30 protein-coding genes and 1 pseudogene are annotated in these 24,234 nt (G+C 70.1%); 14 read left to right on the top strand and 17 right to left on the bottom strand.

Annotated elements, in window-relative coordinates; genetic code table 11:
* The first annotated feature begins 147 nt into the window (after positions 1-147).
* Positions 148-1,028, top strand: a protein-coding gene (locus ACIBG6_RS38660; protein ID WP_399227456.1) for an IS5 family transposase whose coding sequence is annotated in 2 segments (ribosomal slippage) — positions 148-508 and positions 508-1,028 — 882 coding nt in all. Because the reading frame shifts where the segments join, the coding sequence is not laid out codon by codon here.
* Between the two features lie 14 nt (positions 1,029-1,042).
* Here ACIBG6_RS38660 and ACIBG6_RS38655 read toward each other — a convergent pair.
* The 3 genes and pseudogenes from ACIBG6_RS38655 to ACIBG6_RS38645 all read right to left on the bottom strand — a co-directional run.
* A complete protein-coding gene (locus ACIBG6_RS38655; protein ID WP_266913869.1) occupies positions 1,043-1,336 on the bottom strand; it encodes a hypothetical protein in 294 nt (97 codons plus the stop codon).
* 38 nt (positions 1,337-1,374) lie between these two features.
* Positions 1,375-2,403 (bottom strand): hypothetical protein, encoded by a 1,029-nt coding sequence (locus ACIBG6_RS38650; protein ID WP_399227454.1) that lies wholly within the window; start codon positions 2,401-2,403, stop codon positions 1,375-1,377.
* Positions 2,404-2,533: 130 nt separating this feature from the next.
* Positions 2,534-2,764, bottom strand: a pseudogene (locus tag ACIBG6_RS38645) (helix-turn-helix domain-containing protein); the annotation flags it as partial.
* 227 nt (positions 2,765-2,991) lie between these two features.
* Here ACIBG6_RS38645 and ACIBG6_RS38640 point away from each other — a divergent pair.
* Positions 2,992-3,195: a hypothetical protein gene (locus tag ACIBG6_RS38640; RefSeq protein ID WP_399227453.1), complete on the top strand. Its 204-nt coding sequence runs from the start codon at positions 2,992-2,994 to the stop codon at positions 3,193-3,195.
* 70 nt (positions 3,196-3,265) lie between these two features.
* On the opposite strand, the gene ACIBG6_RS38635 is transcribed toward ACIBG6_RS38640, so the two are convergent.
* On the bottom strand, positions 3,266-4,618 hold the full coding sequence (locus ACIBG6_RS38635; protein ID WP_399227452.1) for a hypothetical protein: 1,353 nt from the start codon (positions 4,616-4,618) through the stop codon (positions 3,266-3,268).
* Positions 4,619-4,808: 190 nt separating this feature from the next.
* Between ACIBG6_RS38635 and ACIBG6_RS38630 the strand changes: the two genes are divergently transcribed.
* The 7 genes from ACIBG6_RS38630 (at position 4,809) to ACIBG6_RS38600 (ending at position 8,108) form a co-directional block, all read left to right on the top strand.
* Positions 4,809-5,027 (top strand): hypothetical protein, encoded by a 219-nt coding sequence (locus ACIBG6_RS38630; RefSeq protein WP_030556405.1) that lies wholly within the window; start codon positions 4,809-4,811, stop codon positions 5,025-5,027.
* A complete protein-coding gene (locus ACIBG6_RS38625) occupies positions 5,024-5,197 on the top strand; it encodes a hypothetical protein (protein ID WP_399227451.1) in 174 nt (57 codons plus the stop codon). Before ACIBG6_RS38630 ends, ACIBG6_RS38625 begins: the two co-directional genes overlap by 4 nt.
* Positions 5,194-5,409: a hypothetical protein gene (locus ACIBG6_RS38620; protein ID WP_399227450.1), complete on the top strand. Its 216-nt coding sequence runs from the start codon at positions 5,194-5,196 to the stop codon at positions 5,407-5,409. The genes ACIBG6_RS38625 and ACIBG6_RS38620 overlap by 4 nt, the downstream gene beginning before the upstream one ends.
* Complete coding sequence (locus ACIBG6_RS38615) at positions 5,406-5,675, top strand: hypothetical protein (RefSeq protein WP_399227449.1); 270 nt, start codon at positions 5,406-5,408, stop codon at positions 5,673-5,675. The genes ACIBG6_RS38620 and ACIBG6_RS38615 overlap by 4 nt, the downstream gene beginning before the upstream one ends.
* A gap of 269 nt (positions 5,676-5,944) precedes the next feature.
* A complete protein-coding gene (locus ACIBG6_RS38610; protein WP_399227448.1) occupies positions 5,945-6,997 on the top strand; it encodes a radical SAM protein in 1,053 nt (350 codons plus the stop codon).
* On the top strand, positions 6,994-7,617 hold the full coding sequence (locus ACIBG6_RS38605) for a dTMP kinase (RefSeq protein ID WP_399227446.1): 624 nt from the start codon (positions 6,994-6,996) through the stop codon (positions 7,615-7,617). Before ACIBG6_RS38610 ends, ACIBG6_RS38605 begins: the two co-directional genes overlap by 4 nt.
* A 56-nt stretch (positions 7,618-7,673) precedes the next feature.
* Positions 7,674-8,108: an NUDIX hydrolase gene (locus ACIBG6_RS38600; RefSeq protein WP_399227445.1), complete on the top strand. Its 435-nt coding sequence runs from the start codon at positions 7,674-7,676 to the stop codon at positions 8,106-8,108.
* Between the two features lie 374 nt (positions 8,109-8,482).
* Here ACIBG6_RS38600 and ACIBG6_RS38595 read toward each other — a convergent pair whose 3' ends face one another.
* The 7 genes from ACIBG6_RS38595 to ACIBG6_RS38565 form a co-directional block, all read right to left on the bottom strand.
* On the bottom strand, positions 8,483-8,629 hold the full coding sequence (locus tag ACIBG6_RS38595; RefSeq protein ID WP_399227444.1) for a hypothetical protein: 147 nt from the start codon (positions 8,627-8,629) through the stop codon (positions 8,483-8,485).
* Positions 8,630-8,784: 155 nt separating this feature from the next.
* Positions 8,785-9,030 (bottom strand): hypothetical protein, encoded by a 246-nt coding sequence (locus ACIBG6_RS38590; RefSeq protein WP_399227443.1) that lies wholly within the window; start codon positions 9,028-9,030, stop codon positions 8,785-8,787.
* 348 nt (positions 9,031-9,378) lie between these two features.
* On the bottom strand, positions 9,379-9,582 hold the full coding sequence (locus ACIBG6_RS38585; protein WP_399227442.1) for a hypothetical protein: 204 nt from the start codon (positions 9,580-9,582) through the stop codon (positions 9,379-9,381).
* A gap of 260 nt (positions 9,583-9,842) precedes the next feature.
* Entirely contained in the window at positions 9,843-10,157 is a 315-nt protein-coding gene (locus tag ACIBG6_RS38580) for a hypothetical protein (RefSeq protein WP_399227441.1), read from the bottom strand.
* Between the two features lie 804 nt (positions 10,158-10,961).
* Positions 10,962-11,285: a hypothetical protein gene (locus ACIBG6_RS38575; protein WP_399227440.1), complete on the bottom strand. Its 324-nt coding sequence runs from the start codon at positions 11,283-11,285 to the stop codon at positions 10,962-10,964.
* 203 nt (positions 11,286-11,488) lie between these two features.
* A complete protein-coding gene (locus tag ACIBG6_RS38570; protein WP_399227439.1) occupies positions 11,489-12,178 on the bottom strand; it encodes a restriction endonuclease in 690 nt (229 codons plus the stop codon).
* A gap of 76 nt (positions 12,179-12,254) precedes the next feature.
* Positions 12,255-12,464, bottom strand: coding sequence for a hypothetical protein (locus tag ACIBG6_RS38565; protein ID WP_399227438.1), 210 nt, complete (start codon positions 12,462-12,464; stop codon positions 12,255-12,257).
* Positions 12,465-12,573: 109 nt separating this feature from the next.
* Here ACIBG6_RS38565 and ACIBG6_RS38560 point away from each other — a divergent pair, with 109 nt between their 5' ends.
* Positions 12,574-12,822 carry a hypothetical protein gene (locus tag ACIBG6_RS38560; protein ID WP_399227437.1) on the top strand — a complete coding sequence of 83 codons (249 nt, stop codon included), beginning with the start codon at positions 12,574-12,576 and terminating at the stop codon, positions 12,820-12,822.
* A gap of 177 nt (positions 12,823-12,999) precedes the next feature.
* Here ACIBG6_RS38560 and ACIBG6_RS38555 read toward each other — a convergent pair whose 3' ends face one another.
* The 3 genes from ACIBG6_RS38555 to ACIBG6_RS38545 all read right to left on the bottom strand — a co-directional run bounded on the left by ACIBG6_RS38555 (position 13,000) and on the right by ACIBG6_RS38545 (position 14,387).
* Positions 13,000-13,590: a hypothetical protein gene (locus ACIBG6_RS38555; protein WP_399227436.1), complete on the bottom strand. Its 591-nt coding sequence runs from the start codon at positions 13,588-13,590 to the stop codon at positions 13,000-13,002.
* A gap of 73 nt (positions 13,591-13,663) precedes the next feature.
* Positions 13,664-14,056 (bottom strand): hypothetical protein, encoded by a 393-nt coding sequence (locus ACIBG6_RS38550; RefSeq protein WP_399227434.1) that lies wholly within the window; start codon positions 14,054-14,056, stop codon positions 13,664-13,666.
* Between the two features lie 118 nt (positions 14,057-14,174).
* On the bottom strand, positions 14,175-14,387 hold the full coding sequence (locus ACIBG6_RS38545; protein ID WP_399227433.1) for a hypothetical protein: 213 nt from the start codon (positions 14,385-14,387) through the stop codon (positions 14,175-14,177).
* 433 nt (positions 14,388-14,820) lie between these two features.
* Between ACIBG6_RS38545 and ACIBG6_RS38540 the strand changes: the two genes are divergently transcribed.
* Complete coding sequence (locus ACIBG6_RS38540; RefSeq protein ID WP_399227431.1) at positions 14,821-17,046, top strand: FG-GAP-like repeat-containing protein; 2,226 nt, start codon at positions 14,821-14,823, stop codon at positions 17,044-17,046.
* Between the two features lie 212 nt (positions 17,047-17,258).
* On the opposite strand, the gene ACIBG6_RS38535 is transcribed toward ACIBG6_RS38540, so the two are convergent.
* The 3 genes from ACIBG6_RS38535 to ACIBG6_RS38525 all read right to left on the bottom strand — a co-directional run bounded on the left by ACIBG6_RS38535 (position 17,259) and on the right by ACIBG6_RS38525 (position 18,493).
* On the bottom strand, positions 17,259-17,525 hold the full coding sequence (locus tag ACIBG6_RS38535; RefSeq protein WP_399227430.1) for a hypothetical protein: 267 nt from the start codon (positions 17,523-17,525) through the stop codon (positions 17,259-17,261).
* A gap of 393 nt (positions 17,526-17,918) precedes the next feature.
* On the bottom strand, positions 17,919-18,269 hold the full coding sequence (locus ACIBG6_RS38530) for a hypothetical protein (protein ID WP_399227429.1): 351 nt from the start codon (positions 18,267-18,269) through the stop codon (positions 17,919-17,921).
* Between the two features lie 53 nt (positions 18,270-18,322).
* Complete coding sequence (locus ACIBG6_RS38525) at positions 18,323-18,493, bottom strand: hypothetical protein (RefSeq protein ID WP_399227428.1); 171 nt, start codon at positions 18,491-18,493, stop codon at positions 18,323-18,325.
* A 217-nt stretch (positions 18,494-18,710) separates the two neighbouring features.
* Between ACIBG6_RS38525 and ACIBG6_RS38520 the strand changes: the two genes are divergently transcribed.
* The 3 genes from ACIBG6_RS38520 to ACIBG6_RS38510 all read left to right on the top strand — a co-directional run bounded on the left by ACIBG6_RS38520 (position 18,711) and on the right by ACIBG6_RS38510 (position 24,230).
* Positions 18,711-22,514, top strand: a complete 3,804-nt coding sequence (locus tag ACIBG6_RS38520) for a helix-turn-helix domain-containing protein (protein WP_399227427.1) — start codon at positions 18,711-18,713, stop codon at positions 22,512-22,514.
* A 289-nt stretch (positions 22,515-22,803) separates the two neighbouring features.
* A complete protein-coding gene (locus tag ACIBG6_RS38515) occupies positions 22,804-23,397 on the top strand; it encodes a TetR/AcrR family transcriptional regulator (protein ID WP_399227426.1) in 594 nt (197 codons plus the stop codon).
* Complete coding sequence (locus tag ACIBG6_RS38510; RefSeq protein WP_399227425.1) at positions 23,394-24,230, top strand: alpha/beta fold hydrolase; 837 nt, start codon at positions 23,394-23,396, stop codon at positions 24,228-24,230. Before ACIBG6_RS38515 ends, ACIBG6_RS38510 begins: the two co-directional genes overlap by 4 nt.
* The last annotated feature ends 4 nt before the right edge of the window (positions 24,231-24,234 follow it).

Raw genomic sequence — 24,234 nt, 5'->3', positions numbered from 1 at the left:
AGCAACGGCTCGATCACCGCCCACGCCGCATCAGAAATCTCCCCATCCCTCACGACCAGACCAACGATCCGATGATCGGAAAGACACTCCCTAGGTTCTGTCCGGCGGATCATGTGACTGTCGGACTGTTGGCTCGTTGTGCCTGGCATGGGGCGGGGTGATCTGACGAATGCCGAGTGGGTCCGGCTGGAGCCGCACTTGCCGGCGTCGGGGATGCGTGGGGGACGGTGGAACGACCACCGCAGAGTGATCAACGGGATCTTGTTCCGGGTCCGAACGGGCATACCGTGGCGGGACCTTCCCGAGCGTTTTGGCAGCTGGAAGACCGTTTATGAACGGCACCGGCGTTGGTCGGCGGACGGCACGTGGGACCGGATCCTGTGTGCCGTCCAAGCCGACGCCGACCTCGCGGGCCTGATCGACTGGAGCATGGTCAGCGTCGACTCGACGTCCTGCCGTGCCCATCAGCACGCGGCTGGCGCTCGCAAGAAGAAGCCACGTGTCCCGAAAAAAGGACGACGCCTCGGCACCACCGCCCCGACGAAGGACTCGGACGGTCTCGGGGCGGCCTGACCTGCAAGATTCACCTCGCGGGTGAAGGCGGATGCAAACCTTTGGCCTTCCTGGTCACGCCCGGCCAGTGGGGCGACGCGCCGCAGATGATCGAGGTCCTCGAACGGATCCGCGTTCCCCGCTCCCAGGGCGGTCGTCCCCGCACCCGGCCGGACCACTTGGGCGGCGACAAGGCATACAGCTCACGTCGGAACCGGCGCTACCTGCGAAGACGCCAGATCAAGCACACCACCCCCGAACCGAAGGACCAGCGGGCCAACCGCAAACGCCGCGGCAGTGGGGGCGGCCGGCCCACCGGCTTCGACAGCGAGATCTACAAACGCCGCAACGAAGTCGAGCGGACGATCAACCGGCTCAAGAACTCCCGGGCCGTCGCCACCCGCTACGACAAGAGGGCCTACGTATTCCACGGCACCGTCACCACCGCGGCTGTCCGGCTATGGCTCCGGGGCTGACCCGGCCTGCAGTCTCAGTCCCCGAGGAACCACAGGTACAGGCCCTGCCCGTCGAGGACTACCTGCCCCAGCTCGATCAACTCGCGCACGAACTCATCAGTTAGCACGCCTGCAGGCAGCCGCGGTACCTCCTCCAACAGGGTGGACACCTGCCGGTGGTTGAAAACGGTGTCCGCGTACGGCAGCAGGTGTCCCAGCATTGGAAACACTGACTGATCAAGACCAGCCAGCTCAGGACCCCAGACCACACCGTGCTTCGCGCGGGCCTCGATCGTGCCGTTCTCGCCTCGGACCTGGAGGTTAATCACGGTCAGACCCTATGGCCTCATGATCCGCCGGACAGAACCTAGTGCATCAGCTCGGCGTGGGGGTGCTCCGGCGCCGTCGGGCAGACGTAGAGCTGCTGGTCGTAGCCGCTGCCTATCTGGACCGCGGTGTGGTTGAAGCCTGTGGCTGGTTCATGCGCCGGTTCCTCGTGCGGGAGCCAGCTGCTGTCGTCGTCGGCCTCGAACGTGGCGATGGTCAGTAGGGCATCCATGTCGCTGTCGCAGGTAGGGCAGAGCCGGGGGGCGGGGTCGGTGGCGCCCCAGCGAGGCCAGCCGCCGACTTTCCAGCCGGGTGCGCCGGCCAGCTCATTGTCGTAGAAATTCTGCGGGTACGACGCGTAGGCGCTGTCCACACCCGTCTCGGCTGCCTGCCACACGCTCCAGTTTCCGAGCTGCTCCTGGAGTTCCTTGGTCAGCTCCAGGTGGTCGGGGTACTCGGTGACCTGCTCCGGGTTGAGCAGGCACGGCTCGGGCAGGTAGCTGTCGAACTGCATCGCCGGCGGTTCTGGGGGCGTGGCGAGGATGTCGGTGATTGCGGCGGCCGACCGCCAGAACAGCGCGGTCTTGGGCATGATGGGGTGGTCGAAGGGGCACCACAGGACCTGGAGCAGGTCTGTTCCTTCAGGCGTTTGCAGATCGGGCACGTCCCGCGCGTACAGCTGCGCGACCGGCAGCATCGCTATGGAACCCTCATATGGGGCGACCGCCAGCCAGTGCGGATACTCCCGCGGGGGGCGGATTCGCTCAAGGGTTTCTCGTTCCTGCGGGGTCAGGTTCCTGCCGCGCGAGGCGGCACGGATCCGCCGTTCCACCCTCACGTCTACTGGGGACAGGGCCAGGTTCATTCCGTCCACTACATGAGGTCCGTCGCAGTGCGGCCACGGCTCGTCGGCGGGCCATAGCAGCGGTCCGCCGATGGAACTGTCCTGCGGTGACGGCAACCCGGGGCGGGGGTGCAACCGGGTCGCGGTGCGTGCCAGCGGAGCCAGTTGCGGGAAGACGGTGGTGACGTCGAACGGCCGCGGTGGAGTGGTCGGGGTGCTGGTCATAGCCGCGATCTTGCCAAATGCCTCTGACAACACGGTCGCCGGTCAGGGTGTCGGGGCAGGCACGCGGGGTGCTCCAACCGTCCCCGGTAGAGGGACCGTGCCGATCGGCCTCCCGCATCTTGCGGCGCTGCCACTCCTCCAGAGCCGACAGCGGGTAGCGCACCGACGAGCCGGGGCCTGCCGTACGGAGGAAGGACGGACCGCGGGGCGCGATCTTCCGGCCCTGACGGTTCCTGACAGTGCGCCAGTTGCTCAGCGTCTTTTCCGTGACGCCGATGACCTCCGCGGCCTCGGCGGGCGTCAGCAGGGGATCAGTCTTTCGGCCCGGGCAGGCATGACTACTCCAAGGAATCTCGCTCATGAGCGGCTTCCGGGTGGGCCTGCCGTGGTCCGCGTTGAATCCTAGATGCCCCACGCAACCCGCACGCTGCCTTCTTCTGGAACCCGATCCGGTAACTCCCGGGAAGCACGGAGGGCGCGACTCCCGGAAACGATGTCCTTGCCAGTGGGCAACTCGATCGCATCGCACCGACTCACGAATAGGCGAAACCGCTGGTCAACGAACTGGGCAGTGGGTAGAACTGACCCGTGATCAGTCGGCACGTCAATGACGAGGGCCACCCCATTCCCCTGGAGGGCGAGGGTCTGACGGAGTGGCTGATGTTCCGCCGGTGCCTCACCCTCCAGGACTGGGAGGAGCCGTACGAGGCACTCGGGTACCTGTCCCACCGCACTCCCGCCGCCGCCCGGCGGCACTGGACCGAGCCCGCGAACGCGGCCCCGCCGCACTGAGCCGTGCCCGCACGTGACGGCGGCCCGCCCCCGGGTGCCGGGTGGGGAGCGGGCCGCCGAGATCCGCCGGTCAGGCTGCCTTGAGTCGGGCGACGTGCCGCGCGCGTTCCTCTAGGTCGCGGACTCCGGCGATGCTCCGGTACGCCGGCAACTCGGTGAGCATCGTCTTCAGGTGCTCGTCCCCGCGCGCGGACGCGATCGTGACGTGCTCGTCCAGGAACGTGGCCCACGTCTGGCAGGCCGCCTCAACGTGCCGCGTCCGGAACTGTCGCTCAGCGATGACGCCAAGGCAGTGCAGACGCCCCTGACGCTCCAGCGGGCTGCGGACCGCGTTGGACCGCCGTAGGGCCTTGATAGACCCCTCGGGGTCCTTCAGGTGCCAGCGGACGTGCGCCTCATGGAAGTGATAGGCGGCCTGGTCGTAGCCGCCGACGGAGTCACGTCGGTTGTCCGCCTTCGACAGTGCGTCCTCGGTCTCACGGAGTCGCGTGAAGGCGATGTGCCGGTCGCCGGTCATTGCCGCGGCCGCGGCCTGCTGGCCACGCAGGAAGGCCACCAGACGCGGGCCCGCGCTCGGGGCTGCTTCGGCGGCCGAATCGGCCAGTTCGAGCCCCTTCTTACCGTGCCCGAGGTGCGTGGCCTGGAGGCTCATCCCGCGCAGCGTGCGGCAGTAGGTGAGGTGGTCACCGCCTTCGCCGGCGAGGTCGAGCGCCTTTAGGTAGTACTGCTGGCCGAGCCCCTGTCGGTTCTCGTACATCGCCATCCACCCGGTCAGGTAGACCAAATCCGCGGCGGCGCCCTGCATAGCCCGGCGCACCCGCTCCGTACTGGACGCCCGCAGGTACGTCCCCACGGAGTTGACGAGGAAGGCGGCGGCCATGGGCCGGGCGTGGCCCGCTCCCACCTGGTCCAAGATGTCGGCGATCTTGTCCGTCATCATCCGAACGGTCTCTACATCGGACTCGCCGATGTGCACCGTCCGGCCCGTGTTCGCGGCCTTGTCCCGGTCTGCGGCCTCGGCGTGCCCGGCGAAGGCGGCGAAGACCGGGACGGCCATGCCGACGGAGTACATGCCGGTCTTGAGTACCCCCCGGCGCGAGGGGTCCATGTCTGCTCGGCTCAGGTCGATCACTCCCGTTACGGTGTCGCGCTGTTGACCGGCGGGGGCCTCCCATCCGATCTCGGCGCACGTTACGGGTCGCCCGAGGAGCCGCGAGAGCGCTTCGGCGACCGCCGGGCGAGCCTCCGGCTTCGGGACGCTGCCCGCGAGCCAGTGAGACACGGTCGACTTGTCGTAGTGCAGGGTGAGCCCGAGTTCGCGGCCGGTGACGTTCACCCGCCGTGCGAGCTGCGCGTTTCCGATCCCCCCCGTCTGCATGATCTCCGCAAGCGCGGTGTTGGGCGTGCGTGGACGTCGTGGCATGTGGCACCCCCGAGTGCGTTCAACCAGTTCAACCCTCCCTCCACTGTGCTCCCTTACTCGTCGTCGCGCACCGGTGTTGGGTGATTACCGGCCGCGTTGACGTTCTGTCGGGCGGTCGGTTGACGGCCTGCCGGTCCTTCCCACCCCCGAGAGGGACCGGCAGACGCAGAGACGGACGAGAAGGCCGACGATGAGCAGACCCATCGCCCCCGTTCCCGGCGGGCTGACCGACGCCCCCGCCATCCACGCCGATCAGCTGAGCCCCGCGCAGCGCGACGGCCGGTCCTGCTGCTGGTGCTCGGACTGGGCGCCCGGCAGCTTCCCGGTGCCGATGCTGCGCGGCGCCGCGACCCTCGGCGCCTGCGAGCAGTGCGCGGGCCTGTACGGCGTGCCGGAGGTGACCCGATGAACCGCGACGAGAAGTTCCCGGCCGCGCTGGACGCCTGGATGCCCGACGACTGGCAGGAGTACCGCGACCGGGTGGCCGACGGCGAGCCGACCACGACGGCGATGGACACGATCAGCCGCCGCCGCGAGCGCGAGGCCCGCCGCGAGACCGGCATGGAGGTGACCCGATGACCGCCCAGACCGCGCAGGCCGCCACCGGCGAGCCGATGCCCGGGATCGGGGACCTGCTCCGCGACCAGGAACGGGGCTGTGACGCCGTGGTCACCGACTTCCAGGGCGGTAAGCCGCTGCTGCGCCACCGGTACGGCGGCGGCGAGCCGTGGGCTGCTGAACCGGTCGCCCTGCGGATCATCGCCCGCAGCGGCGAGTGGACGCAGCCGTGAGCGCCCGGTGGGTCGGCGTCGACGAGCCACGATCACGCCCCGCTCCCCGCCACGCTAAGCCCGCGCCGCTGCCGTGGCGCGACCGGCTCACGCTCGGGCTCGGTCTGCCGCTGCTGTCGCTCGGCGCCCTCGGCGCGACGACGCAGGCCCGCGCCGAGCAGCCTCCGGCCGTCACCCCCGACCTTCCGCCGGCGGACACACTGCCGGACCGGCCCGACCCCCACCCGGACCGGCACGGCACCCGCCCCCCGTTCCCCACCCCTTGAAGCTCCGGCGGCGGCCGGTCCGGTCGTCACACCCGAGGCCGCCGCCGGTCACCAACTCCGTCCCGGTCGGTGGGCACCCCCTCCCACGCCCGCCCACCGACCGGGACGGCCCGCAGACTCCCGCCGCTGAAGGACTGGCGGGACGGCCCGGGAGGAGCCCCCGTCGCCACCCGGGACACGAGGCCCCGCCCGCTACCCATCCAGGCAAGACCGGGCGGGCGGGGCTCTCCGGTGCACCACTCGAACCCAACGATCGAGAGGGCAACACCATGAATCTCCCGCTTCTCCCGACTGCGGCCCCGGCCGTCGACTGGACGGCCCTGCACAACTTCGCGGCTCTGCGCGGCCAGCTCCGCGTCTCGCTCACGCCGCGCTGCAACCTCGCTTGCTGGTTCTGCCACAACGAGGGAGACGTTCCGCCCCCGCTGACGCGCGCTGACCGCAAGCACCAGCCGCGAAACGGGGAGCTGGACGCCGCCGACTACGTCGACATCCTCACGGCGGCCATCGGCTCCGGCCTCAAGCGCACGTACTTCACCGGCGGCGAACCGCTCGCCTCGCCGCTCGCCCGCCCCGTCCTCAACAGCCTGCCCGACCCGGGTCCCGACGGCTCTTACACCCTGATCACGAACGGCACCCTCGTACGCCGGAATCAGGAATGGCTCGCGACCACGCGCCTGGACAAGGTGAAGGTCTCCCTGCACTACTTCTCCAACGAATCGCTGTGGGAGATCGCGAAGTACAAGAAGGAAGGCGCCGGCGGTATCGGCGTCATCCTGGACGGCATCGAAGCGGCCCGCGAAGTCTTCGAGCGCGTCGAGCTGAACACGCTTCTCCAGCGCGAGAACGAACACGAGATCCTCCCGATTCTCGAATACGCCCTGGAACGCCGCCTGCCGGTTCAGTTCATCGAACTCGTGGACACCGACTACAACGCCGGTCAGCGCTCCTCGGCGATCTCGGCCGACGGCATCATCGGGCACCTGCGCACGCTGACCAGCGACGAGCGGGTAGAGACCGCTGGAGTCGGTCAAGGGCGCCGCGTCTTCCGTGTCGACGGTGTGGAGATCGACGTCATCCACAAGGGGCTGGGACGCCACCACGTCGGGCAGTGCGGAACCTGTCCCGTCCGCCCGCAATGCGTCGAAGGGTTCTGGGCGCTGCGCATGGACCACGCCGGCGGGATCCAACCGTGCCTCCTGCGCACCGACCTACGCCTGAGTACCATCCTGCGGCGCGACGACCCGGAAGCGGTGATGGAATCCGTCGCCCGCCACGTCGCCTCGTTCACGGACGGCACCCTCACGAGCGGCATCCTGTGACCGGCCTGCACGGCGCCTACGACCCCGGGGCGCCGGTCGACCGGCGGGGACCGCTCGTGATCCTCGAAGGGATCTCCGGCATCGGGAAATCAACTCTCGCCCGGGTACTCGCTGACCGGCTGGACGCCGCCACCCTCCACACCGTCCCCGACCACTACATGCCGTGGGCGCCGGTCATGAACGCCCGCACGGCGGCCCTGCCGCAGTTCGTGTTCTACCTGTCTGGGGTGCTGCACGCCTCCGACATCATCCGCGGCCACCTGGCGCGCGGGCCGGTCGTCTCCGACCGGTACATCTCCTCTGTCGTCGCGTACCACTCCGCCGTACACGAGCTGGACATGGACCAGGTACGGGCGCTCATCGGCCCGTTCCGGCCCTACCTCGTCCAGCCGGACCGGACGTTCTACCTGCGGTGCACGGACGCGACCCTCAAAGACCGCATGGCGTCGAAGGCGGACTACAACCGCGACGACGACGACATGATGCGCGTCCCCGGCCGCCTGGAACGGCTCCGCGCCAACTTCGACGCGGTGGCCGCCCAGGACCCCACGACGGTCATCGTCGACACCGACGACCGCACCCCCGAAGACCTCGCAGACCTGATCCTCAACCGAATCTGAACGAAGTGGCGCGAATGCCTGCAAACCAGCCTGGGCCGCGAGTAACCTCGCGGCCCATGGACACCACCCAACAGCCTTCCCCCCTACAAGACGCCTCCATCGTCGTCGCCATCGACGACCGCAACCACGTCGCCCTGATCACCAACGGCGAAGACGACCACCTGTTCATCCCCGGCGGCCGACAGGAACCCGGGGAGACCCCTGAGCAGTGCGCCCGGCGCGAAGCCCGCGAGGAAGCCGGGGTCACGGGCGAGTCCTGGAGCCACCTCGGAACGTACGTGATCGCCCCGTACAGCACAGCGAAGGTGTCCCTGTTCCTCGCCCGGAACCTGACCCTGGGACCCCAGGAACTCACCCCGAGTGAGGCCGGATTCAAGGTCGAATGGTGGCCCCTCGGCGACGCCATCACCGCCGCGACCCAAGGTCGCTTCCAGCTCCCCGCCGGTCCGCTCGCCCTACTCCTCGCGCAGCGACTCACCGGAGATCAGTGACCGGCTGGAACGACTGACCGACCGCGCGTCAAAACGGCGCCCCTCCCCCAACTCGGGGGCGGGGCGCCGTGGCGCAACGAGGAAAGCCCCGCCGGTGAATGACCGGCGGGGCCAGAGGGACAGCCTCAGAACCCGAGGCAGACGGGCCGCGCCCGCAGACCCTCGCTGGAGCCGCGTATCGAAGTCGGCCGAGAATGCCGCATCAACGAGGGCGGCGGCATCGACCGGCGGCGGTGCGGACCGGTGGGCGAGCTGGCCACGTTCTGCGCCCACGACCCCATGGGCCAAGATCTGGGCGGCTGTGGCCCGGCCGTCGAGCTTCACCCGCCGTCGCGGCGACAGCGGACGCATCCCGGCGAGCACCTGCGCCGGGCTCACCGCTCGCCCCCGCGCTCGCGCTGCTCCGCCACCTGCGCACGGCCGTACTGGACCCCCGTGACAACCGCCTGCATCCGGCGGGCGCGGGCCCACAGCTCCGCGCGGCGCTCCTCGTCCGGGGTCTGCCCGGCCTGCGCGCTCACGCGAGACCCTCCGGCCTGGCCGCGCTGAAGATCGCGTCAACCGCGTCCGGAGCCGTCCTCGCGTCCACGGCGGCGGGTGCCGGTTCGACGACGACCCGCGTCAGCTTGAGCTGAGGGGACGCGGGACGGGTCGGGATCTCCTCGCCGTGTCGGGCTTAGAACGCGGCGATGGCCTCCCAGTCCCAGTCCCGGCGCGAGGGCTGCACCCACGACACCGCCCAGGGCCCGTAAATGCCGGTAGGCGCCCTGTAAAGCACCTTGCGGGCGGCACGCTTCACGCGGGCACCCTCGTTGTACTCCTCGCGGGCCGCCTCGTGCTTCTCGGCCACGTTCGCGATCTCCTCCACGGTCGGGACGTCGTCCCCGTCCGGACCGCTGACGACGGTCTCGGCCTGAGCCACCGCCTCGTCCTCCTTCAGCAGGAATACGACGCGGCTCCCGGGACCCCGTACCGCTCGGTCGCGGCCCGGACAGCGCGTGATTGTCAGCGCAGACGGCTGTCAGGCGCCCACGTACTCCTCGGCGATGCCGCCCACGACGAGTCACGTACGCCCGCGACCCCGACGCTCAGCCGGTTCCCTTCAGTCGGCCCGGCCCTGGACCTGTCCGCCCCTCAGCGCCCGACCCCGTAGGCGCACGGGCGTGACAACCCGCTCGCATAGCGGCAGCGACACACCAGACGGCCGGCGGTGGCTGACCGGGGTAGGGGGGCGGGCGCCACCGGGCAGGCGGGACGATCGACACACGCCCTACGTCGGCGCACCGTCCGCCAGGTCGTCCTCGTCCCCGGCCGGCCGCTCCGGACCCGCCGGAGCGGTGCGCGGCGAGCTCCCGGCCCGCAGGGCAGCGACCTCGCCGCGGAGCTCGGTCAGTTCCCGGTGCAGGGCCTGGATGGCCACGAGGGCCACGCCGTTGGTGTCGGTGCAGCAGATCGTCCTGTCGTTCTCACCCACCCCGAACGCCTTCCACCAGTCTTGCGCCATGGGGCCCAGGTGGCGTACGTGGGGAGGGTCCCAGTGATATCGCCACGTGCTGACGGGCAGCCGCACCACCTGTTCCAGCACCTGGTAGCCATTGACCGGATCGCTGCCAGCCACCACCTCCGGCATGGCCCCCGACGCCAGGCCGGCGGCGGAAGCACCTTGTCGAAGACGCTTCCTGACCAGGGGCGGCATCCGCAGCCCGGCCAGGGTGTCCCTCAACCACCGGCAGCTCATCGCTCCCAGACCACCGGGACGACCTCGGTCTTCAGTCCGCGATCCGAGAAGAGCAGGCTGCCCCCTCCGCCGCGGTTGGCCGGGTGGTTCACCGGGAGCTGGACGAGACCGTTGCCCAGCCCGCTGCTGTGGGTGGTCTCACCGACCGCCGTAACGTCCCGCTCCTGGTTGATCATCGTGGTGTCGTAGGCGGGATTCCCGACCGCCAGCACGTTAGTGCTCGCCACGGCCGGAACGCTCAAGGCGCCCGCGCAGGTGGCCGCTGTGGCCGACAGGACCAGCAGACGAGGGGTGACGCGCTTCGTGGACATGGGGCTTCCTTCCGGCTGGGACGCCGTGTGCGCCCGCGCTACCACTAACGGCCTAACGGCGCGAAAGGTACGTGGCCTGCGCTCCGCGCTCAGGCTGCGGGCACTGAAGCTGCCAGTACTACGGGGCACCAGGTGGACCTCCGCGATGGCGCTCGTGTCGACGCGGTCCTTGACTCCGTGGCCGAGCGCGGTGATCAACGTCTCGAGCGGCGACGCCGACTGGGCGGTCACCGCCGGCGTTCGCGGCCCTGGTCACCTGGCCGAGGGGGACGTACCCGGGGCTCGGCTGGGTCCCGTCGCCCGGGACCTCGTTCAGCCGCTTCTGGATCTGCGGCTTCGACGGCACCGGCACCTTCACCCGCCGCCGCGCCTCCGCCTCCTCGATCCCTTGAGCGACGAGCCCGTCGACCTCCGCCCGCCACGCTGGTGCGCGGACACCTTCACGGCGAGCGCGTAGCCCGTGAGGCGTCCCAGGGCGCCGGAGCGGGACCATCCCGGCGGGTGCGGGGAGCAGGCCGTCATCCACGTCAGCAGTGCCTCGGTGAAGGGATCATCCCCGCGGGCGCGGGGATGGTTCCTCCCCGAGCTCGCGGACGCTGCGCAGACGCCGCTGCTCCCCGCCCGCGCGGAGATGGTCCCGCCGTGGTCGCCGGTACCGGCGACAACACCGTCTGCTCCCCGCGCCTGCGGGGATGGTCCCAAGGTCGTACAGGCCTACCAGTGGATGTCCGCTGCTTTGTGGCGGTCGCGCTCGATGCCCTTCTGCAGGGTGCATCCGGTCTCCATACATGGCCGCAGAGACACTCATCCGGCCTGGCGCAGTGCGGAAGCGGGAGCCGTCACCGGCTGGCCGGCCCGCTCGGCGCGGGCGCGGCGGATCGCGGCCGCGCGCACGGCTTCGGCGGCCTGGCGCTGCTGGGCACGCACGTCCTCGAGCGACGTCGGCACCTTGTCCTCCTGGTCCTGCTCGACGTGGGGGAAAGCCGTAGTGGCGAGCTCGCGGCGGACCTGCTCCTGCCGTACGACGGCAGCGGCCAGGGCCGGGTCCTCCTGGCGGGGCGGGGCGACCGCGCGGTGGGGGGCGAGGGCACGGTGGTAGCCGGCTGAGGCGCTCTCCCGCGTCTTCACCGGCCCTGCCTGAACGACCTGACGCGGAGCCGGGTCGTCGACGGCCGTCAAGGGCGTCGCCGTGGGGTGGCGGTGCGGGCCGGGGCGCCAGGACGTTGGCCGTTGCCGGCCGCGATGACGCGGGTCTGCTCCAGCCGGGCCTTCGTCGCCCACACGGACGAATCCGCCGGAGCGGACCAGAAACCTACGGCAGCGTGTTGCGGTCAGGCAGAGGGGCGCCGCTTGGTGCCGCCCCCGCTGCCGTTCAGCGGGATCAGGCTCTCCAGGTGAGCGCCCTTGACCCAGGAGCCCAGCAGGTCGCGGTGCAGGGCCACAATGTCCTGGCGCAGCGCCAGGCCCAGCGCGTCCCTCGTGAACGCACGGCAGGTGGTGACGAACAGGGCGACGTCCGCGCCGTGCTCGAGGCGGGCGGTGCCGACGAACTTCTGCATGTCCTGTGAGGGCACGCTCCGGTGCGCCGCGTACTTCTTGCACTGGATGACCAGCTTGCGGCCGTCGGCCAGGTAGCCGACGACGTCCGCGCCCAGGTCGCCGCTCTTGCCGCTGACGACGACCTTTGTGCAGCCGTCCCGCCGGCACAGCTCCGCGATGTACGTCTCGAATTCCTGCCACGTCAGAGCATCGACCTGGGCCATGGACAACTCGCGCGCCCGGGCCTCCTCCTGTGCCCGCCACGCGCGGTCCCTGCTGACCGCAAGGCGGTGCGCCCGCAGCAGCACCCAGCCGGCCCCGCCCAGCGCGGCCGCGGCGAGCACCGCCACCAGGACGGGCCACACCGTCGACCAGTTCGCGGCGACCCACACCACTGCGGCCAGCGCCGCCACCGCGCCCCAGCCCTGCAGCTGCCTGCGGGTCTGCTTCTTCAAGCGCCTGCGCCGTCGACGTGCCGCCATCACTCCCCCGCCCCCTGGGGCCGTGAGCCGCAGTACGTGCCGGCGAGTGCTGCCCGGACGGTGTGTCGGCGGGAGCTCATCGACTGGCCTGAGTGACGCCGCTCGTGAGCTGCCCCAGGATGCTCAAAATCCCCTGACCGACCGGGGTGGGGGCGAGCAGGACTCCCAGTGCCAGGACGATGACGACGGTCAGTTTCTCGTCGAAACGGCTGCGGGCCTCCGTGCGCCGCCGAAGCCGCCAGATGACGACGACTGCGAACAGCACCGCCACGTTGATGGTCACCAACCGCCCCAACCTCCTGCCGACCGGCTTTCACCCCACGGACGGCTGGATGGTGCCGCCAGCCTTCTTGTGTAGCGGTACCTCGGTGATGTTGGAGGCGGGTTGCCGACGAATGGCACAAAGCCATCGGACCTGGCCGAATAGCGCGCGGCGGCGCTATTCGGCCGTCACGGCTCGCTCGGTCGGCACGCCTTACACAGCTGGTAGACCCGTCCTCCGCGCGGTCACCGTCGACCGGCTCACCGCCCTCACCACCGCCGGACTCCTGCCCGGCGAGCTGCAGGAGATGGCCGTCTACTACCTCGCCAAGGCCCAGCGGGAACTCGGCCGCTCCGCCGACTCCCGCCGCGGCATGCAGTAGGTCGCCGACGGCGGCGGCCGACTCGGCCCCCGCTGCCCGACGCGGCCTCGTAGGTCTGGCGGGTGTTGCGGGCTCGGACCCGCCGGATGGCCCAGGTGACACAGGCGATGACAGAACCGGCGGATAGGCTGCCGAGGAACTCGGGGAGGGTTGCCCAGGCGAGTGCGGACGCGATGTTCACGCGACACCCACCAGAGCGGCCTGCCGCTGCCGGTGTTGCAGGCCGAGCCGCCTGAACTTGCGCATCACCCGCTCACCGAGCTGCGCCGGCAGTCCGGTCGCAACCGCAGCCTCCGCCCACGAGCCGCCGCCGAGCGCGAAGGCTCGGGCAACGTGCTGCTCGTCCTCCTTCAGCCGGGCGAAGACGGCGCCGGCGTCGTGGCGGTCAGGGGACCAGGACAGCACGTCGTTCTCGAACCGGTACGACCCGCAGACCACTTCGTGCAGCGTTTCACCGGAGGGAAGGCGGTAGTCCAGCATCCACACCCGCCCGGGCCCGGACTTGCGCTGCCACAGAGGCATCAACTGCCGGTGCACCGTCTGCGCCTCCCTGCGTAGATGGTGCAGTGTGCCGTCACCGTCCGGTGAGTATGTAGCGAGAACATCGATCCAGTCGCCGAGCAGAGCGGTCGAGACGGCCTCCAGCCACTGCCCGTCCGTCCGAGTGATGCCCAAGTAGGTGCGAGAGAAGGCTGCGACTGTCGGCCGCCAGTCGTCATCATCAGCACACTCCAGGATGGCCCTGCGGGCATGGAGGGCTGCGACCACCGCTTTCTTTGCCTCTGCTCGAGCCCCGCAGGTGGCCGGAGCGACCTGACCCGCGTACGTCCGGTACGGAGGATCAGACGGCCACGAAGACATCCCCGGCGGTGTCGCGGAGGACGAAGCCGTTGTCGAGCCGGACGCGGACCCGGACCGGAATCTGACCTTCCGCGTAGGCGGTCCACGCGGGTTCCAGGGCGCCGATCTGCTCCTCCAGCTGTGCCCTGCTCCCCGGCGGCATCTGGTGGCCGAAGTCGTCTAGGAGCGACTTTTGCCGTACGTACTCGCGGATCTCCTGGCTCTCCTGCCGGTCGTCGTTCACCTCTTCGACGGTGCCCTCGGTGCCCGCTGCCAGGGCCAGGAATCCCACGACGTCGCCCGGTTCCTCCGTGGATTCCGTGACCACGGTGACCTGCCCTGTCCATGCGAGTTCCACCGCCAGCTTCACGCGCTGGCCCACCTTCGGCGTCATCGATCCTTCGTCTCTTCGCTCGGCCGGGCCACGGCCACGCACGCGCGTGGGACGGCCCTGGGAGTGCGATTATCCCCGCTCCGAGCCGTCCCACGAGCCTCCTACGAGTCGTCCCCTCTCAGCAGGCGGGAGGTGCCGTGCCACCGACCGCGATGCGAAGGTCCGCGCCCTGGGTGCCCACCGAGCACACCCTGACGGCCGCGTCGGCGACCTCGTCCACCAGCGTCCTGCCCACCTCCAGGGGCGCGTCGTCGGTGGTCGGTGTGGCCGGCGTCGCGTCCACGAGCCGGTTCTTCACCGTGCCGCCGGCGGTGACGATACGGACGATCACGCCGTTGACCAGGGGGTCGGTCGCGACGTAGTCGTCGTAGGGCGGAGTGGCCCGGCGGTACTCCAGGGACAGGAAGCTGCCGTCGGGCGGGCGATCCGGAACTCCTGGGTCCCGCCCTCTCCCAGAATGCCCAGCCGGTAGCTCCCGGTGGAGGTGACGCGTGGGACCTGGGAGTCGGGCACCCAGCCGGCGAACTGCGGGTAGTCGACCGGATAGATCGCGGGAGGCGGCTCCGAGGTGACGGGTGTGAGTACGCCGAGGGTGTCGGTCGGGGCGGGGTGCGCGGGGTGTCGGTGATCGCGCGGTATCGGGGTCCCGTGAGCCGGCAGCCCCATTTTCCGTGGTGGACTTCGTACAACCCTGGGCGGCTGCTGTGAGTCCTGTGGTCGTGGCGCGTGGGTGCCACGACCACAGCGTTCCAGGAGAATCCCCCTTGAAGCACCGCAGAAGCGTCGACCGGCTTGCCCTCGCAGTCTCCCTCGTTCTCACGGCGACGGCCGGCCCTGCGCTGGCAGCCGGGCCGGCAGCCGCCCTCCCTGCTGCGGACGGGGGCGGGGCCGGGGCCGCGGTCTGGCAGGAGCCGACGAGGCCGTTCGTCCTCGCCGGCGACGCGCAGCTGTGGGCTGGAAGCCCCTCCGGGTTCGTGACCTATGCCGCCCCCGCCGGGTCGACGAAGTACACCTATCGGTGGCACCGGTCCGCGGATGGGGTCACCACCACGCTTCCTGCCAGTTCCGACGGTGCTTTCCCCGGTGTCGCCCTCGACAGCGGCCGCGTCGTGGTGCGGACGCAGGAGAACGTCTACCGGATCCTGGACATGGCGGGCGGCGCGCCCGTCGACCTCGATGCTTCCTCCGTCGCGGCGGACCGAAACTTCAAGCTTCTGCTGCAGGACACACTCGTGTTCTGGAGGACCGATGCTGGCGGGGAGGGCCTGCGCCTGCTGTCCAAGCCCGCGGGCACGACCGTCCAGCGGCAGGTGACCGGTCTCCCCGCCGGCATGAAGGTCAAAAGGCTCGCGTACTCCCTGCCTGGCACTCTCGCCATCCACTACCAGGTCGCCGTCGGTGACGCGTCCGAGGAGCGTCTGGCCGTCATCGACCTCGCGGAAGCGAAAGTGATCGAAGACCGGGTACTCCCCGGCGCCCAGGGCGTCTCCGACCTCGCGGTCTCCTCCACCCACCTGGCGTGGATCGAGCAGGAGCTCACCGGCGCCAGCACCCTGGTGACCGCTCGCCGCGGCACGCGGGAAACGACACGTCACACGGCCCTGAGCTCTGCCTACTCCACACAGATCGGTCTGCTGGGCGACTGGGTGGTGTACGGGACGCCTGAAAAGGCCCTCTCGGCTGTGTCCCTCACGGACGGCACCATCATCAGCCTGCTCAAGGACATGAAGACTCTGGTCGGCGCTGACCAGGGCCTGCTGGCGCAGGGCACGACGCCGGAGCTTGGCCGGGGCGTCTACCGGATCGGCACCGGCCCGGACGGCCTGCCCGCCGCGGTGTTGTTGGCGACCAACGGCGTGACCACGCCGACCACCGTCGTGACCCATCAGGCGCCCGCGACCGCCGGCTTCCGCGCGGTCGGCGACAAGGCGGTGCTGCGGTGGGTATACGGCCGCAGCGACCTGCAGGTGAACCTGCGTGTCACGCACAAGCAGACGGGTAGGACCTGGACCGCGGACCAGACGCTCCTGGGCACGGACACCGAAGCCGTTTTCGACTGGGATGGCACTTTCACCAACGGCACGGCCGCCTACAACGGCGCCTACGAATGGAAGATGATAGCCTTCCCGCTCAGCAACATCGGCGGAGCCGTCGAGCGCACCGGCTTCCTGACGGTCGCGAGCGGCAGCGCCATGCACGACTACTCCGACAGCAACTCCCCCGACCTGCTCGTGCGGACCGGACAAGGACACCTGGTCTCCTACGACGTCCGGCAGATCCTCGGCCCCCCTGGAGCCGACTGGGAACCGACCGAGCGGGGCGGCGGCTGGCAGATCTACGACCGGCTGCTTTCCGCCGGGAACCTCGATGCGCCCCCGCACTCCGACATCCTCGCCCGCGACACGTCCGGCGTCCTGTGGCTGTACCCCAGCACAGGCCACTTGCTCGCCAAGCGGATCCCGGTCGGCGGCGGCTGGAACAGGTACGACAAGCTCGCGGCCGGCTCCGACCTCACTGGCGACGGCCGTCCCGACCTGATCGCGACCGACCACTCCGGCGTCCTGTGGCTCTACAAGGCCACCGGCTCCGCCACTAAGCCCTTCGCGCCCCGCAAACGAGTCGGCGGCGGCTGGGGAACGTACAACCTCCTCACGGCCCCCGGGAATCTCGGCGGTGCCAAGGCCGGTGACCTCCTCGCCCGCGACCGCTCCGGCGTCCTGTGGCTCTACCTCGGCAAGGGCGACGGCACCTTCGCACCCCGCACGAAGGTCGGCGGCGGCTGGGGCGTCTACGGCCAGATCGTCAACATCGGCGACACCGACCGCGACGGACACCCCGACCTGATCGCCGACAGCGGCAACAGCGGATACTCCTGGCTCACCGTCTACAAGGGCACCGGCGACTGGAGGGTTCCGTTCCGTCCCGGCCGGTTGCCTGACCACGTTGCCCCCTACTCCAGGCCGTACTCCCCACAGCCCCTCCCCTTCTGACATCCCTGAAAAACTCAGTGGTGCTCCTCCACGCGCGAGGGGAGGGATCGAGCCCCCCGCGACGTCTCCCGCGCCGGACCGTGCCCGCGTGTTTCCGTCACGGTCCGGCACGGCGAGCGGGCCATGCGGGAACCTTGGGGCGGTCCCGGACTTCGCCCGACGTCGGCGTCTCCTCCCGGCCCTCTTCGACGTCGGGGAAGGCACGGTCGGCATCACACCGCGGTCAGGCGGAGGTCCCCAGCCCAGCTATCACAACGGACCCGACCGGTGGGGAATGAGAGCTCCAGGGCGATGCGCCCGGTGTTCGGTTCGTGGTCCTCCCGCACCGCGAGAACGCTTTCTCCGATGTGGTCTGCGAACGGCGTCCCGACGCCCATCGCTCCCACTGTGATGAGACCCGAGTCCCCCATGTCGTGGCCGACGTGCGGCTCCGACATCTCAACTATCAGACACCAATCCGATCCGGTTGCGATGTGCACGGCAGTCTTCTGGCCATCGATCAGCCACACATCGAGCGGGCCCGCAGGAGCGTCTCCGCCGTACCAGTGCAACGACCCGAGGACACCTACGAGCCGGTGCCCCACCAAGCTCTGCGCGCTCACACCACCGCCATGAAGCGGGCACTCGCTCGACCTTTCGGGCTCCATCGGGCGACAGTACCGCCGACCAGCACGCGGACATCCACCGCGACGGGCTCGACGCCCTCCACCCGCCCGCGCCCCGGTCCGCCCCCTCACGGGGCGGGCCGGGACGCCGGCGTCAGGAGCCGAGGGGCCGTCCACCTCAAAGGGGTGCTCCGTCCCCTCGTACGGCCCGCGCGACTCCCTGGTCGAGTCCGGTTCGCGTGCGGTGTCACGCGTTGAGCCGCAGGATCAGTAAGCGAGGGTCACACGCAGGAGCGCCCGGTGGACGGGAGGATAGCCGCCCACGTAGATGCACGTGTAGTAGACCCTGTACCCCCGCGACGCGTAGTAGTACCGGTAGTACGCGCCGCGGACCTCGCAATCCGCCCACAGGTACACGCCGACGTTGTACGTCCGCGCACCGGTGTAGGACCCGGCCCTGGGCGCGGCCTCGGAGGCGGACGTGACGCCGAGCGCGGTGGCCGACTGGGTTACGGACGTCGGCGCGGCTTCAGCGCTGCCGGCGGTGGTGATGGTGCCGAGGGCCAGCGCGGTCGCGAGCGTCGCGACTGTGGCCGCCTTTCGCAGGCGCAGTCTCATCGGGTCTCCTCTGGTCTCGGGACGTGATGGTGCAAGGGCGTTGTCGCGATGGCCTACCAGGTAGGCCCGGAGTGGGGGCGCTCCTCCGCGCGCCGTCGGGCCTCCTCCTCCGCGAGCCGGGCCTGGTGGTCGGCCTCCTGCTTGGCGCGGAACTCCGCGTGCTCCTGCTCGGCGCGCCGGCGGTTCTCCTCGATGATGCGTACTTCGTCGTCGCTCAACGGCATGACGTCGTCCTCTCTGCCAGGAGGCGCTGTCGGCCCCACTGCCTCGAGTTTTCGCTGCCAGGAGGTTGTTGCGCAGGCCGGTGCCGGTGACGAAACAATCCCGCCCCGGCGCTGCCGCGCGACGTGAAACCGTCTTGTCGTACGGGCACCGGAACCGGTTGGGTGCGTGATCGGCAGGTCGGCGGCGGATGGTGCCGTCGCGCTGGACGGGGGGGTTATGGGGCGTCAGGAGAAGCCGCTCGATCCGGAGCAGGGCCCGGTGGCCCGGCTGGCCCATGATCTGCGCCGGCTTCGCCGGGAGGCGGGTGGGCCCACGTACGCCGCCATGGCTCGGCGGGCCGGATACTCGGTGGCGACACTGTCACGGGCGGCCGCGGGCGAGCAGTTGCCCTCTCTGCCCGTCGTGCGGGCCTACGCGACAGCATGCGGCGCCGACCCCGAGGAGTGGGAGGAGCGCTGGCATGCCGTGTCGGGGGAACTGGCGGCGCGTGAGCGGACGGACGATGTCCCGTCCCCGTACCGGGGTCTGGCGCGGTTCGAGCCCGGTGATGAAGAGGTCTTCTTCGGCCGGGAGGCGCTGAGCGACGATCTTCTGGCGCTGACCAGGGGCCATGGCGTGGTCGCTCTTCTGGGTCCTTCCGGCAGTGGCAAGTCGTCATTGCTGCGTGCGGGTCTGATCCCCCGTCTGCGGCGAGAGCTCCGGTCTGGAGAGCGGGACATGGGATCGCGTCCTGCGGCGGTTCGTGTCCTCACTCCCGGCGCGCGTCCCCTCGACCGTCACCGGTCCTCGTTCGTGCCCGCTGCCGGTGAAGGGCAGACCTGGGTGATCGTCGACCAGTTCGAGGAGCTCTTCACGCTGTGCCCCGACCCCACGGAACGTCTCGCCTTCACGGAGATGCTGCTGACCGCGCGGTCGGCGGAGAGCCGGCTGCGCGTCGTGCTCGGCATCCGGGCCGACTTCTACGCCCGGTGTCTCGAACACCCTGATCTGGCGGTCGTGATGCGGGAGTCGACGCTGCCGGTCGGCCCGATGACCGATACGGAACTCCGCCAGGTGATCACCAAGCCCGCCGGTGTGCGGGGCACCGTCGTCGAACGTGCTCTGACCGCCCGTCTGCTGGAAGCCGTCGTCGCGGAGCGGACCGCTCTGCCGCTGCTGTCGCACGTCCTCTTGGAGACGTGGCGGCGGCGTCAGGGCCGTACCCTCACCCTGGCGGCCTACGAACAGGCCGGCGGGCTGGGAGGATCCATCACCCAGGCCGCGGAAGCCGCGTACACGAGCCTGGACGAGGACCGGCAGGCCACGGCACGCCGCATGCTCCTCCGACTGGTCACACCGGGCGATGGCGCCCCGGACACGAAGCGCCCCAGCACACGCGGGGAGCTGGCAGGCCTCGGACCGGGGGCCGCCGACGTCCTCGACCACCTCGGCCGCGGCCGCCTCGTCACGCTCGATCACGAACGCGTGGACCTGACCCACGAGGCTCTGATCACTGGCTGGCCCCGCCTCGCGGGGTGGATCGAGGAGGACCGGGACCGGCTGCGGCTCCATCGCCGTCTCACCGAGGCCGCCGAGGGCTGGAAGTCCCTCGGGTGGGACCGGGGCGCGCTGCTGCGGGGCACCGGGCTGAAGTCCGCCGCCCAGGCGTTCGCATCCGCCGACGACGCGAATGCGCTCACCCCCGGCGAGCGCGACTTTTTGACCCGAAGCATGGACGCCCGGCGCTTGCGGATCCGGCTGCGGCGCACGACCACCGGCGTCCTGAGTGTCCTGGTGTTGTTGTCGGTGCTGGGGGCGGTGATCGCCGTCCAACAAAGCCGAGCCAGGAACGAGCAGCAGACGCAGAACGCGGCCCGCCGCACCACGACGGTGGCGGGCAGTCTCCGCACCACCGACCCCGGGCTGGCCGGACGGCTCAGCATCGCGGCCTGGCGGCTCGCGCAGACGCCGGAGTCCCGTTCCGCGCTGCTCGCGGCCTTGGGACAGCGGTCCGAGCCGGACTTCACCCCGTCGGTGCGGAACACCGAGACGTCTCACGCATCGCTGAGCTCGGACGGAAGGTTCATGCGGATCCAGGAGGGCGAGCGCGTCCAGGTATGGAACACGACCACCCACATCAGGACGGGCTCCTACACCGTTCCTGGCCTGACCACGGTCAGCAGTATGGGCGACCCGCGCGACGACGAGCTGTGGCCCTCGTATCCGGGACTGCCGGTATGGAGTCCGGATGGCCGATGGGCCGCGGACGCGGCCCGCGGAGGCGGCCTCACCTTGTGGGACGTGCCGGCCGGGGAACGTCGCACACTTCTCGCGCGGTGGACGAACCCGGTCATGGACATTTCCCTGTCCGAGCAGGGACGCCGGGTCGCCGTCGCGATGGAAGGCCACGCGGAGGTGTGGGATTCGACCGGGAAACGGCCGCTGGTCACACTACGGGGCGCCCGGATCGGCGACGGCGCCGTCACACTGAGCCGTGACGGAAGCCTGGTGGCACGCTGCGGAGCGGGCGTCAGGGTCGAGATCTGGCGAATTCCCAGCGGCAGGAGGGTGCCCCTCAAGGCACTCGAGGTTCCCCGGGAAGCGATCCGCCCCACCTGCCGACCGGGATCCCTGCGCTTCAGCCCGGACGGCAGAACGCTGCTCGCTCTGCGCGAGCAAGGAGTCGAACGCATCGACACCGTCACCGGGGACACGTTGGACGAACTGGCTCAGCGCGGGCTCACCGAGGTGTTCTTCAGCCCCGACTCCCGGTTCGTCGTGGGCGTCACCAACGACCGTCTGCTCGTATGGCGCAACACGCGCAACCCGCCCGACTGGCAGGATCCGTACAACGAGTGGGACGGCTCGATGCTCCTGAATCTGCCCCTGTCTCCGCAGGACAAGCCGTACAGCGTACGAATCGACACCGCGGCCGGCGTCATCCGCTACATAGGCATGGGAGGACGCACCGTACGCACCATCAATACACGCGACATCCTCACCGCGGTCTGGGACGACAAGAAGCGCCCTCCCTCCCTGCCCAGCCCCACTGGACACGTCACTGCGGTGCCGAGGACCACGGGCCACGAGCTTTCCTACGAGTTACGGGACACGGGAACCGGCCGCCTCATCGGCACCACTCCAGCCGTGCGCTATCTACCCGGCCGGGCCCCCAAGCCCGTGGCGGCGTTCAGCCCGGACGGCAGGTTCTTCGCCTTCACCCCCATTTCCACGCCTCCGGATCACCGCAACGCGCCAGGGATGCCCTCCCAGCACATCCTGGTCTGGGACATGGACCTCCGCCGCCCGGCAGGGGACATCACCATGCGTCGAGGCCAGCAGCCGCCCGATCCCCTCGCCGTGGTGAACTCGGGCGGAAGACCTGTCGTGTACGGCATCGTCTCGATACAGGTCTGGGACCTCACGAACTCCAAGCCGCTGACACCTCCCCGGGAAGGGATGTCTGCAACACAGATGGCGCTCCACCCCCGCACATCGCTGATGGCCCTCAACGACGGGACGGTCCTGAAACTCCCCACGGGCCGACTGTTGCGCGACCGTACCGAACGGGACCTCGGTGACGCCATGACGTACAGCACCAGCGGCGACCTGCTCGCCGTCGCCGACGGCTCCGGCCGGATCCTGCTGTACGACGGTGCCACGACGTCGCCGCGGGGCGTACTGGCCGGCGGAGAGCCGGACGGCCCTGACGGCACTCCCGTCCCCGTCACCGCCCTCGCGTTCTCCCCGGACGGCCGCACACTCGCCGCCGGAACCCGGGCGGGCGGCATCCGGCTGTGGGACATCCCCTCCCGCACCGTGATCGGCGCACCTCTGCCCACCAGCGGGGACAGAGTGCGCACCCTCGCGTTCTCCGCGGACGGCCAGTCCCTGCACATTCAGGGAGCCAGCACCCGGCCACGTACCCAGCTCCTCGCCCCGGAGCGCCTGGCTGCCGAGCTGTGCGCCCGCTTCGGTTCCCTCACCCGCAGCCAATGGACGACGTACATCCCGGACGAGGAGTACCGCGACATCTGCTGAACAGGGCTAAGGGACACCTGCCACACCGGCCCGGTCAGCCGAAGCTGGTTCGACCACCCCCTCTTTTGGCTGAAGGAGGTCATGCCGGCCGTCGTCACCTCCGTCGCCTACGGCCCTCCATAAAGGACCGGTCGTCAGCGTGGCGGAGCCCAGGCGGCAATGCACGCCGAGCGCCAGGCGCGCGGTGGGCCATCCGCAAGAGCAGTACCGGCGTGAGTGATGCCTCCTGCTTGCTATCCCTAGGGCCTCTAGGTTAAAGCTAGGACCCCTAGGCAATGAGGAGGGTGCCGTGGTGCGGGCAGGGCTGACGGCGGAGCGGGTGACGATCGCAGGCGCCGAGTTGGCGGACGAGGTCGGACTCGACCAGGTGACCATGTCGCAGTTGGCGCGGCGGCTCGGCGTGAAGGATGCGAGCCTCTACACGCACGTCCGCGGCCTCGAGGATCTGCGCGGACGAATCGCACTGCTGGCGGCCGACGAGAAGACCATCCGTATCGCGGAGGCGACCTCCGGGCGGGCAGGCAAGGACGCGCTGGTCGCGTTTGCCAACACCTGGCGGGAGTACGCCCACGAGCATCCGGGGCGCTACACGGCGACGCAGACCCCGATCCAGATCGACCCTGAGCTGGCCGCAAAGGCGCCCGGACCGCGGCGCGCGGTCGAGCTGACCTACGGCATGTTGCGCGGTTATGGACTGGCCGAGCCCGACCTGACCGACGCGGTCCGGTTGCTGCGCAGCACGTTCCACGGGTTTGTCGCCTTGGAGGCCGCGGGTGCGTTCGCACACGAGCGTTCGCCGCAGCACTCCTGGATCCGTGCACTCGACGCCCTGCACACCCTCCTTGAGCACTGGCCCCCGTCCCGAGAAGGAGACTCCTCATGACCGACCCGACCATCGGCAGCCTGCGCGTGAAGGGCGCGACCCTGCACTACGAAGTGCGTGGCCAGGGCCCGCTCCTGCTGCTGATCCCCGGCGGGGCGGGGGGCGCGGCCTCCTTCGACGGCATCGCCGACGACCTGGCCGCCGAATACACCGTCGCGACCTACGACCCGCGCGGCATGTCCCGAAGCGCGCTGGACGACCCCGAGGCCGAGCAACGCGTGGCCGAGCACGCCGACGACACGTTGCGAATAATGGACCTGCTGTCGCCCGGTGAGCCCGCCCGGGTGTTCGGCGCCAGCTCGGGCGCCATCACCGCCGTGCACCTGCTCACTGCCCACCCCGAACGCGTCGAGCGCTTGGTGGCGCACGAGCCGCCGCTGGTGGAAATTCTGCCGGACGCGCCCGAACATCGCGCGCTCATCGCGCGCATGCAGGAGGCCTTGCGCTCCGAGGGGCTCATGCCGGCGATGGCCGTGTTTGCCGCCGTCATGAAGAAGGACGGTGACACCACCGAGCCGAGGGCCGAAGTCAAGCTGCCCCCGCAGGCGGCGGCCCGCGCCGAGCGGACGATGGTCAACCTGCCCTACTTCGTCGGGCGCATCGTGCCCAGCTTCATGTCCTACGCTCCGGACATCCACCGGCTGGAGGCCTTGTCGGACCGATTCGTGCTCGCCTGTGGCCAAGACTCACGCGGCGAGCTGCCCTACCGTCCGGCCGCCTTCCTGGCCGAGCATCTTCGGACGGAACTCTGGCACTTCCCCGGCGGGCACACCGGCCTGACCACGCACCCCGCCGAGTTCGGCGAGCTCCTCCGGAAGGCATTCCGAGCCTAACCTC

This window comes from Streptomyces sp. NPDC050842 (assembly GCF_044456565.1).
Taxonomy (GTDB): domain Bacteria; phylum Actinomycetota; class Actinomycetes; order Streptomycetales; family Streptomycetaceae; genus Streptomyces.
Note: the sequence above shows the minus strand (reverse complement) of the source record. Positions and strands in the feature narration are given on the sequence as shown.